Source organism: Hoylesella buccalis ATCC 35310 (assembly GCF_000177075.1).
GTDB lineage: Bacteria > Bacteroidota > Bacteroidia > Bacteroidales > Bacteroidaceae > Prevotella > Prevotella buccalis.
The window spans coordinates 15,591-27,873 of the sequence record NZ_ADEG01000066.1; the positions used below are offsets into that span (position 1 = coordinate 15,591).

Annotated in this window: 4 protein-coding genes; 3 read left to right on the top strand and 1 reads right to left on the bottom strand. The window is 47.3% G+C overall.

Going from position 1 to position 12,283, the window contains the following annotated elements:
• Positions 1-56: 56 nt before the first annotated feature.
• Positions 57-3,761: a phosphoribosylformylglycinamidine synthase gene (gene purL, locus HMPREF0650_RS07315; RefSeq protein WP_004349628.1), complete on the bottom strand. Its 3,705-nt coding sequence runs from the start codon at positions 3,759-3,761 to the stop codon at positions 57-59.
• A 950-nt stretch (positions 3,762-4,711) separates the two neighbouring features.
• On the opposite strand from purL, the gene HMPREF0650_RS07320 reads away from it, so the two are divergent.
• Genes HMPREF0650_RS07320 through HMPREF0650_RS07330 form a run of 3 tightly spaced genes read left to right on the top strand, consistent with a single transcriptional unit; the run spans position 4,712 to position 12,165 of the window.
• Positions 4,712-7,285, top strand: coding sequence for a zinc-dependent metalloprotease (locus HMPREF0650_RS07320; protein ID WP_004349629.1), 2,574 nt, complete (start codon positions 4,712-4,714; stop codon positions 7,283-7,285).
• A gap of 4 nt (positions 7,286-7,289) precedes the next feature.
• Positions 7,290-10,376 carry a SusC/RagA family TonB-linked outer membrane protein gene (locus HMPREF0650_RS07325; protein WP_004349631.1) on the top strand — a complete coding sequence of 1,029 codons (3,087 nt, stop codon included), beginning with the start codon at positions 7,290-7,292 and terminating at the stop codon, positions 10,374-10,376.
• Between the two features lie 25 nt (positions 10,377-10,401).
• Positions 10,402-12,165 carry a RagB/SusD family nutrient uptake outer membrane protein gene (locus tag HMPREF0650_RS07330; protein ID WP_004349633.1) on the top strand — a complete coding sequence of 588 codons (1,764 nt, stop codon included), beginning with the start codon at positions 10,402-10,404 and terminating at the stop codon, positions 12,163-12,165.
• Positions 12,166-12,283: the final 118 nt, after the last annotated feature.

Genomic DNA, 12,283 nt, shown 5'->3' on the forward strand with positions numbered 1-12,283 from the left:
TACCTTTTATTATTATGTAGCCGACTCGTCAACTCGTTAACTTGTCAACTCGTCTACTACACCTGTTTTTCCACCCACTCTCTCGCATTCACAAACGCCTCTATCCATGGCGTTACCTCGTCCGTGTGTCGCTTGTAGGGGTAATAAGCGTTCTGCCATGGGAAGATGGAGCGTTCCAGATGGGGCATCATAGCCAGATGTCGTCCATCTTTGGAGCAGATGCCAGCCACGCTATAGTCACTGCCATTTGGATTTCCGGGATAGCTGTTGTAGCTGTATTTGGCAATGATGTTGTAGTTCTCCTCCCCTTCAGGCAAGCTGAATTTACCTTCTCCGTGGGCAACCCAAATGCCGAGCTTACTGCCAGAGAGGCTTCCGAGCATCACACTATTGTTCTCTGGGATGGTCAACCCAAGGAACGCACTCTCGAACTTGTGCGAGTCGTTGTGCAACATGCGGGTTCTTTGCTGATGTTCCGGATTGATCAAGTTGAGTTCAACCATGAGCTGACAGCCGTTACAGATGCCCAGCGACAGCGTATCTTTGCGGGCATAGAATCTGTCGAGTGCTTCCTTGGCCTTGGGATTGTACAGGAATGCCCCTGCCCATCCTTTGGCCGAACCGAGCACGTCACTGTTGGAGAAACCGCCACAGAACACAATGAGATTGATGTCTTCCAGTGTCTCGCGACCGCTGATTAAGTCAGTCATCATCACATCCTTCACGTCAAAGCCCGCCAGATACAAGGCGTAAGCCATCTCGCGCTCGCCGTTGGTGCCTTTCTCGCGGATGATAGCCGCCCTGATGCCTGATGGTGTGCGGCGGTCTGCGTTGAGTTGGTATTGTGACAGCTTGCCCATGAAGGCATCGTTGAACCGCAGTTGCAGCGGCTGTTCTTTGTAGTTGCGGTGCCGTTGATCGGCCATTCCGTTCATACTCTGCCGCTTATCCAGCTCGTATGATGTCTGATACCATGCCTCGCGCAAGGCATCGATGTCGAACTCGTGCTGCCATTCATTCTTCTTCACAACAATCTTGCGCTCCTTCGGCGTGGGGTAACCAATCTTGGCATAGCCGATACCCTCGCTTTCTAAGTATTCACGCAGTGCATGCTTGTGCAGGTCAGACACCTGAATCACCACTCCTGGGTTCTCGGCAAACAGGTTTTTCACCACGTCCTCACCGCTTACATCGTACAAGTTCACATGGATGCCGCCCTGTTGGTTGGCAAACGTCATCTCCAGCAGGGTGGTTATCAAGCCACCGGCACTGATGTCATGGCCAGCCATCACCCATCCTTTGTTGATGAGAGTCTGTATTGCCTCGAAACAGTCGGCAAAGTATTCCGGGTTCTTCACCGTCGGAACGTCGCTGCCCACCTTGCCTAAGCTCTGCGCAAAAGCACTGCCGCCGAGGCGTTGGTCATCGAATGAGAAATCGATGTAATAGAGTGACGAGTTCTTGCTGTTCACCAAGACTGGCGAAACCACATTCCTGACATCCTTCACCTCGCCCCCAGCACTGACAATAACGGTTCCGGGAGAGATGATTTTCTCACCATTTGGATATTTCTGGGTAAGCGACAGCGAGTCTTTTCCCGTGGGTACGTTGATGTGGAGCGAGCAACAGAAGTCGCTCAAGGCCTCCACTGCGGCATACAGACGAGCGTCTTCGCCCTTTTGTGCACGGCATGGCCACATCCAGTTGGCTGACAATGAGACGCCTTCCAGTCCATCTTCGAGCGGTGCCCACACGATATTGGTGAGCGATTCGGCCACACTCAGTACGCTACCAGCCTCTGGCGATGCCAATCCAGCTTGTGGAGCATGCCCCAAAGCGGTGGCGATACCCCGCTTACCGCGGTAGTCCAAGGCCACTACGCCACAGTCGGAGAGCGGCAATTGTATTTCGCCTTGGCACTGCTGGCGTGCTATCTTGCCCGTTACCGAGCGGTCTACCTTGTTGGTGAGCCAGTCTTTGCACGCCACGGCCTCCAGCTGCAACACCTTATTTATATAACTGTCTATCTGGTCGGCGCTATAGGTCACATCCTCATAGTGGCGCGTCACGGTCTCATCGGTCATGATGGTCTTGGGCGAATGTCCAAACATCTGTGCCACATCCAGGTCGAAAGGCTTCACGCCATCAGCCTGCACGAATGAGAAGTGGGCGTCACCGGTGGTCTCACCCACCACATACAGCGGTGCGCGCTCACGCTCGGCGATGGCCTTGACGTGATCCAGATGCCGCTCGTCGATGAGCAGTCCCATGCGCTCCTGGCTCTCGTTGGCGATGATTTCCTTGGCACTGAGCGTCTTGTCACCAATCGGCAGCTTGGTCATATCAATCTCTCCGCCGCAGTCTTCTACGAGTTCCGACAGACAGTTCAAGTGACCGGCACTGCCATGGTCATGGATGGACACCACTGGATTTTCCTTTTCCTCCACCAAGGCGCGGACCAAGTTGTAGGCGCGCTTCTGCATTTCTGGGTTCGCACGCTGTATGGCGTTCAGCTCAATGCCGCTGGTGTAGCGTCCGGTGTCAACGGACGACACGCTTCCGCCACCCAAACCGATGCGGTAGTTGTCGCCCCCAACCACCACGACCTTATTTCCTTTCTGCGGTTCTTTCTTCAAACAGTCGCGTTTCTTGCCGTAACCAACGCCCCCAGCCAGCATGATAACCTTGTCGTAGGCCAGCTTCTGACCGTCTTCCTGATGTTCGAACGTCAGCACCGAACCGCAGATGAGCGGTTGACCAAACTTGTTTCCGAAGTCGCTGGCACCGTTCGAGGCCTTGATGAGTATTTGTTCGGGTGTCTGATACAGCCACTTCCGCACGGGCAGGATGTCCTCCCACGTGCGCGACTCGCCCTCCAATCGGGGGTAGGCGGTCATGTACACCGCCGTTCCGGCCAACGGCCAAGAGCCTACTCCACCGCCCATACGGTCGCGAATCTCACCTCCCGTACCCGTCGCGGCACCGTTGAACGGCTCCACAGTGGTTGGGAAGTTGTGGGTTTCGGCTTTCAGTGAAATCACGCTCTCAATGTCCTCCACCTGGAAATAGTCGCTGGTTGACTGGTCAGCGGGTGCGAACTGCTCGATGACTGGGCCTTGTGCGAAGGCCACATTATCCTTGTAGGCCGACAAAATCTTGCCGGGATTCTCCTGTGTAGTGCGTTTGATCATCGCAAAGAGCGACGACTCCTTCTCCTCCCCGTCGATGATGAACGTGCCGCTGAATATCTTGTGTCGACAATGCTCCGAGTTAATCTGTGCGAATCCGAATATCTCGCTGTCGGTGAGGGGTCGTCCGTTCTGCTTTTCTATGGTGTGCAGGTACGCCATCTCCTCAGGTGAAAGAGCCAATCCCTCGTCCTCATTATATTGTTCCAGATTCTCCACGCGTCTGATAGGTTCCGGCTCACGGTTTACGGTGAACAGCTTCTGGTCCAATCCCTCGTACATACGCTGCAACATCGGGTCGTGCGTGGCCTCCTTGGAGCTTACCGGGAAGTATTCCTCGATACGCATGATACCGTTCAGATTCATGTTCTCGGTAATCTCTACGGCATTCGTACTCCATGGTGTCACCATCTCGCGACGCGGCCCCACATAGATTCCGTCAAGCTGTGGTGTATCTATACATTCTGCTCCACCGAAGAGCCAGCACAGTTTGTTGGTTTCTTCTTGGCTTGGTTGATGGTCCATCTCGGTGGCAATAATGGTTTCTTGCGGGGTTTTAAAGAAGAGAATCATATATCTTTATTATTAGTTTGGCGAATGTTAGTTATTGCAAAGATACTGCAAACTAAGCGCGTAACAAAATAAAATGGTTGGAAAATTTTCCACTTCGGTTTTGAATCATCAGTCACGAATCAAGATGCATCTATATCCCTCTAACATTTTATACAAGAAAGCCTATGCCTCAGGCAGTAGGGATATCATGGCCAAACGAAGCAAAAAAGATGATGCTGCAAAAGGCAACCGGCATCAAATAGCAGTCGCAAACAGAAAACTGAGCGAATAAAACATAGCGGTTGACAACCGAAATATGTTGACAACCGCACCAAATACTCGCATATTTGCAACCAAACAGGTCATTGGGCGCAAATATGCGATTTTTCTTTGTGTCTGTTTTTCAACAACTTACACTCAATAGATAAATCTGTGTACAGGCAAAAGCAATGCTTTAAGACCGAAAAAGCATGCAGATTGGGGTACCAAAGCATTGAGTTTAAGGGACAAACTGCATGCTATAAAAAGGTAAACTGCATGTTATTGGTCAAAAACAGACCTACGGTTGTGCAAAAAGCGCTAAACACCATTTAAAAAGAGCATATTTTTTCTAGAACGAATATTTTGAAAACACCAAAAATTTGAACATTTATTGAAAACCCGAGATGCATCACGCCTCTACTCGCCCACCTATTTTAATTCCATTGATCTTTTGCGTAACTTTCCAAAAGCAACACTCCGACATTTCTGTTACGATATATCAAAATGTTGATTCCCATGTCAATTTTTTTGGAGAAAATGTAAAGAGTAGGCTAAAAATGTATATATTTGCAAAATTATAGAAGAGAAATCACCGTACCGATGAAACGCACTCTGTATGTTGAGCTAGTCGTGACTGCGTGTTTGATGTATTGATGGAGAGCGGCGAGTTTTAAGTACTGCAAACAATATTCACATTATACAAAACTAGTATGAAAAAATTTTGGATTATTCTTTTTTTGATGGGAATGATGTTTCCCAATCCTACACTTGCCAAGAAAAAAGACAAGAAGAAGACTGATGCGCTAAAGGTGTTGGCCGACAAACCAAAGGAAACGGGCGGAATTGAGGATTATAACAAAGCCATCAAGGATGCCAAGGTACTCAAAGGCATGTTCAACACCTATCAGAAAAAGGATGGGAAGTTGTATTTTGAAATGCCAGATTCGGTGTTCTCGCACTTCTACATACTGTCAAATCGTGTCTCTAAGACCAGCAACACCAGTGACTATGTGGCAGGACAGATGGTTACGAACCCCATGTTGCTGCGTTTCACCAAGGACAGCACGCGGGTGTACATGCACTTGGTGCAAAACGATAACGTGGTATCCAAGGACGACCCAATAGCTGTGGCGTTTCAATCCAACTTCGCAGATCCAGTCTTAAAGGCATTCAAGATAGCTGGACGCAAGGACAAAAACGTACTCATTGAAGTGACGAGTTTCTTTGGTGGCAATGAAAAATGTATTAGTCCGATAAAAAAAGATAATCCCCTGACAATCCTTCTTGGAGGAAAAAAATCGTTGAAAGGGACTTTTGATTCTGATGCGTCGGGTATCACTGAAGTGAAAGCGTTTCCTAAAAATGTGGAGATTAAGAGTGTGCTGTCTTACAATTTGACGGAAAAGGACATGCCATACACAGTGGAGATGCACCGATCGCTGTTCGTGGCACCTGATAAGCCCATGCGCATGCGTCTAAAAGACAAGCGCGTGGGGTTCTTCGAGACAGAAAAAAACATTTACTCTTCTAACAAAGACAACATAGACACAAAGAACTATATTAATAGGTGGCGGTTGGAACCCAAGGATGGAGAATGGGAAAAATATTATAGCGGTGAACTTGTTGAACCAAAAAAACAAATTGTTTACTATGTGGACACGGCTTTCCCAGAAAAATGGCGTGCCACTGTTCGACAAGGTATTGAGGATTGGAACAAGGCTTTTGAGGCTGCGGGGTTCAAGAATGTGGTAAAGGCCTTGGATTATCCTAAGGATGATCCCAACTTCGACCCCGATGACATGCGCTATAATTGCGTGAAATATGCTGTTACCGACATTGCCAATGCGATGGGGCCGAGCTATGTTGACCCACGCACGGGAGAGATATTGACCGCCGATGTGATATGGTATCACAATGTGGTGTCGTTGTTGCACGATTGGCGATTTGTACAAACTGCCGCTGTCGACGCACGCACACATAAAGCTGTTTTTGATGACGACCTCATGCAAGAGTCCATGCGTTACGTTGCCGCCCACGAAGTGGGACACACCCTTGGTCTAATGCATAACATGGGTGCGAGTTACGCATTTCCTGTAGACTCGTTGCGTAGCCCTTCATTTACACAAAAATACGGAACTACGCCAAGTATCATGGACTATGCTCGCAACAACTTCGTTGCCCAGCCTGGTGACTTGGAGCGTGGCGTAAGACTCACCCCACCCATATTGGGTGTAGCTGATATTTATGCCATCAACTGGGGGTATCGATTGATTAAGGACGCTGACACGCCAGAGGCGGAGAAAAAAACATTGGATGCTTGGATAGATGCGAAGAAGGGAAATCCTATGTTTGAGTTTGGTGCTCAGCAATTTATGGGAACAGTTGACCCCACTGCACAGTCGGAAGACTTGGGTAATGATCATATCAAGGCTGGTAATTACGCTATCAGCAACTTAAAGATTATCGTGAAAAACCTTGAGAAATGGACCTTTGAGAAGGGTAAGAGCTATGATGACGTGACTGCAATGTACAAGGAGGTGGTGTCTCAATACTCACGACACCTTCATCATGTCATACCATATTTGGGAGGTGTTTGTTTCCATGAGATTAGACAAGGCGACAACCAAAAAGGTGCCAAGACCTACGTGGACAAGGTTACACAACGCAAGGCTATGAAGTGGCTGGTGAATCAAGCACTCACATACAACTCGTGGTTGTCTCCGCAATCGCTGTTAGTTAAATTGGATTTGCCGTCAACTGTAAACATGAAGCTGCAAAAATCGTTGGCTGGTGGCATATTTGGCGCGACCACATTGTTCAGGGTGAGCGAGGGTTATAAAGTTAATCCGACCAAGAATTATAGTCTCGGACAATATATGAACGACGCTTTCAATGAGATATTTCAAAACACATTGAAGGGTAAGGCTCTTTCTGAATCTGACATTAATTTGCAGGCTTCCATTATCTCGCTTTTCAAGAAGAGTGCCGGATTGGACGGCGACGATTCTAAAAAGAAAGGACTGTCATTGCTCCAAGAGGAGTTGAAGGATGACAACATTTGCCTGCCCACTCTGCCATGCAGCCACACAGATGCAGAATATTCTTTCATGCGCATTAACTACGGCTTACCAGCCTTGTCGCCCAACTTGCTGGAGCCACTTATGCTTAGTCAGCTGAAAAAAGTGGTAGCCCTGTATAAGCAGAAGAGAACGACGGGAGATGCGAAGACGCGCAATTATTACGAATACCAGATATTGCAAATAGATAAACTATTAAAGAAGTAAGAATATGAGAAAATCCTTCTTGTTATCATTGCTGTTGTCGGCTCTATGCTCGATGCCTATATTGGCACAAGACATAACCGTATCAGGAAAAGTTGTTGACTCCTCGGGCACTCCTATCATAGGAGCGGCGGTGAAGGCACAGGGAGAAAAAACGGGTGTGATCACTGACAAGGATGGCAATTTCAAGATTGTGATGCCCAAGGGCAAGAACAACATCGTCGTGTCTTATTTAGGATATAAAGAAACTGTTGTGCAGACTATTCTTGGCAAACTCCTAAACATCAAGCTGAAAGAAGACGCTCAAAACTTGGATGAGCTGGTCGTCGTAGGTTATGGAACGCAGAAGAAGTCGGCCCTGACCAGCTCTATCGAGACGGTGAAGGGTGAAGATCTACTGCGCATGCCCACCCCAAACCTTGACCAAGCTTTGAATGGTCAGGTGGCCGGTTTGCAAGTAATGTCACTCTCTGGTGACCCGGGTGCAGCCCGAGAGGCTTCCATTCGTATTCGTGCCATGTCGGGAGCGGTCAGTTCGCCATTGTTGGTCATAGATGGTATTCCTCGTTTTTCGGAGAACACCACGGAGGGTGAACAGCGTCTTTCCGACCTCAACCCTGATGATATAGAGAGTATCTCCATCCTCAAGGACGCTGCTGCCGCTGCCGTTTATGGTGTGCGTGCTGCCAATGGCGTTATACTCGTCAAAACAAAACGCGCTTCTGGCGACTCTAAAGTGCGTGTGAACTATCGTGGACAGCTTAATATCCAAGAAGCCACGAAATTTCCTCATTTCCTGAAGAGCTACGAATATGCCAAGCTCTACAACAAGGCGGTGGAGGGTGTGAGAAACGCTCAGCCATACACAGAGGAAGAATTGGAGCTAATTAGGACACAATCCATGCCCAATAAATATGCTGATACCAATTTGCTCGACTATCTGAAATCGCATGGAACGTCCACCACGAATGCTGTATCTCTCTCTGGTGGCAACAAGTTTGTAAGGTATTACATTTCTGGAGCCTATACCAATACGGTGGGATTGTATAGTGGTGTAGGACGCGATCGTTTCAATTACGCTGCAAAGCTCGATGCCACGTTAGCCAAAGGATTGACACTATCACTTGACATGAGTGGCGTTCGATCAGAATATAAGAACACAAGCTACACCACTATCGATGCAGCATACAGTTATGCCCCGACTCAACCGTTTGTCTACGATAATGGCGATTTGGCAAGTATCGGTCATGCCAACCCTTTGATATCGGTGCGTGGATTAGGCGGTTATAAACAAATGACAACCAAGATGAACACCGTTACGGCCAATTTGAAGTGGGAATTGCCCTGGGTTAAGGGACTGTCAGTTTACGGAAGGGTAACCGTTGATAATAATAGCTCGTTAAACAAGAACTATAACAACCCCGTGACGCTGTATCTGTACAACGAAAAAAACAAGGAGATAACGGTGGACAAGACTACTATTTATCCTAAAGCTAAAATAAGTGTATATCAAGGAACCCAGTTCGTTGATAACGCCTTAATAGAGTTTGGTGCCAATTACGATCGCACGTTTGGTGGCAAGCACCATGTTACAGGATTATTAGTAGCTAACTACCAATCTTATAAGCGAAAGTCTATGGATGGAACCAACAATGACTTGCCTGGTCTATATCCCGAGGTTCTTGGTTCTACCAATACGGGAACGTTGCATGGAGTTGACAGCGAAGTACAGCGCGCATCGTTGATTGGACGTGCCACTTACGGATTCTCTAATCGATATTTCGCTGAATTCAGCTTCCGTATGGACGGATCCGCAAAGTTCCACCCCGATCATCGTTGGGCGTTTTTCCCAACGGTCTCAGCATCATGGATTCTCTCTAATGAAGAGTTTTTCAAGAGTTGGAGGCAGAAAGTGTTGAGCAACGTTAAGTTTCGCTTGTCTACTGGCTTGTTAGGGCGTGATGGAAGTGTGCAAGATTACTCATACTTGCTTAAATATATTTATTCGCCCGCCTATGGCTACAACGTCGGTGGTGTGTTCAAACCAGCAGTAATCGTGGCCACAGGAAACTATCCCAACACACGCTTGTCATGGGAAAAGAACCGTGATTACAACATTGGCATAGACCTTGGGTTTTGGGATAACAGGTTTGGGCTTACTTACGAGTATTACGTTCGCTACCGCACGGATATGCTGACACCTGCTCCCGACTATCTGTACCCCGCTTCTACAGGTACCAATGGTAGTGTTCCATTGATGAATTTTGGCAAGCTGAAAGCTTGGGGATGGGATCTTACGCTCACGCACAGAAACAGTATCAACAAGTTTAGGTATGACGCTGCGCTCACGTTGTCATTAGGGCGTGATGAGGTGATAGATTGGGGAGATGAATCCAACCAATTGGAGAACATGCGAAGAAAGGGGCAAAGCACTGGAACCACATGGATGTACGAGTCATTAGGTTTGTTCCAAACGCAAGAAGAGATTGATAATTGGAAACTCAACCAAGATGGAACGTACAAAGGCAAAAACAAAACGATAAAGCCTGGTGATATCAAATACAAGGATCAGAATGATGATGGCGTTTTGGATGACAAAGACTTGAAGCCTTTCAGAGATTCACAATATCCTGATTTCACTGGAAGTTTACGTTTGGGTGCGAGCTACAAAGGGTTCTTCGTGAGTGTCATGTTCCAAGGAGTGGCAGGATTCAAGCAATACGTAAGCGAGATGTACTCATTAGAAAACGGTAGCTTGCCCAAGTTCCAAGATTACCACCTCACAGATTGTTGGACTCCCGATAACCCCAACGCCTCGTTCCCACGTGTCAAGTTGGCAACGGCAAGAGACAACAACCGTAAGAAGTCATCGTTCTGGGTGCGTGACAACAGTTTTGTACGCTTAAAATCTGTCAGTGTTGGCTACTCGCTGCCTTCTTCTGTGTTGAGCAAACTCAAACTCTCATCGCTTAGTATATCATTGATGGGTGGCAACCTTTATACATGGAGCAAGCTCAAGTATATGGATCCCGAATCAATGCGAGGATATCCTATCCAGCGCACTTATGGTATCAATGCGAATATTGGTTTCTAAAAAAGGAATACATAAACTTATGATTATGAACAGAATTAGTAAATATATATTGACTGGCTTTGCCTCTTTGTCGCTTACTTTTGTGACAACAGGTTGTGACGACCTATTTAACGAAGCGCCTGTTGATAAACTTGCGGAGCCGAGTATTTGGGCAAGCCCCAACCTTTTGGACGAGTACAGTTTAGTATGGTATCACAATCTTTCCAACGGTTTCAGCACAATGATGTCTACAAGTTGGTTCTTGCGCTATATGTCAAAACCGTACACAGGATGGTTTACCGACCAAATCACCTACTCGCGTACAGAATGGAGCCGTACTATTTTCGCTGAGGAAGTTGCTGGCGAAGAAGAAGCTATCAATACTGCGGGCTTAAATGAGTGGGGCAAGGACTATGAAATGATACAGCACATCAATAGGCTGTTAGCCAATGCAAACGAAATAGCTGATGGAGCACATAAAAATCGTGTTTTGGGTGAGGCTCACTTCTTTAGGGGATGGTATTACTACCAACTCCTCCGTCGTTTTGGTGCACCAATGCTTATTCAAGAATTGTACGACCCGTTGAATGACCAACGCAAATTCCCACGTTCCTCATATGAGGAGATGGTGGCTTATATCGCTTCGGAGGCGGACAAGGCTGCCAATCTACTCGCTGTGAAAAACGAACCAGAGAATGTGGGACGTGTAACAAAAGGTGCAGCTATCATGCTCAAAGCCAAAGCGTACTTCTGGGTGGGGTCACCAGCGTTCCAAAACAAAGGCAAAACCATCTACGGCTTCAAGTCTGATCGTTCCAAAGAGATGATGCAAAAAGCGGTTAATGCCTATGAAGAATTGATGCGTTTGGGATGCTACTCATTAATGCCAGTTACAGGCAATACCGAAAGTGAGATAGCCGAGAGCTACAATTCACTTTTCCGACTCCACAACAGTTCTGAGTCTATCTACGAGATTCAACACAGTGCTGACGGTATTGTAGATGATTTCGGACACCGTCTCGACGAAGACGCTGCCTCACCATTCTTTGCTGGAACCAGTTGTGCCTATGTTCCCACTCAGAACCACGTGGATGAATATGGTATGCGAGATGGCAAGACCTATGACGCACAACATCCGTACGCTAATCGTGATTATCGCTTTTACGCCAACATCACTTATGATGGCTCAACGTACAACAAACATGAGTTTGAGATACATTATGCTGTGGACAAGGGAAAGGAGGTGCCTGGCGCTGACCTTACGAAATATGGTACCAGTCGTAACGCTGCTGTAACACGCACGGGATACTATATGCGTAAGTTTCTTGACCCCAAAACAGAGCTTTTCGGTGATAGCAAATATGGTAGCAAACAGCATTATATCATTTGGAGATACGCTGAGGCGCTACTTGATTATGCAGAGGCACAGTTCCGTGTGGGAAATGCTGCCAAGGCTTTAGAGGCTGTTAACGAGGTTAGACAGAGAGTACACATGGACGCTTTGCCCTCCATTACGCTTGAGCAGATACTTCATGAGCGTCGTGTGGAGTTAGCTTTCGAGGAGTCTATATATTGGGATTATCTTCGATTGGGAACAGCGTTCGATAAATTGAACGGTTCTACCAACCCCTTGCAGGGCATGAAGATTGTCAAGTTAGCAGATGGTACAACTACCTATACAGTCAGCGGCCTGAAGAGTCAGGCTGCCGAACGGGTATTTAGAGCCAACCAATATTACTATCCCATACCTTGGTCGGAGGTGCGGTATCATGGGATAGAACAAAATGAGGGATGGCACGAGATAAAATAGTATTTCTCGTTTAGAAGGCTCATGAATTCTATACGTCCGCGGCACTCTTTCATTGGGGAGTCGCGGATGTTTTTTGGTTGATGCTGTTTTGTCACGGATATACAATAAACTCAAATCG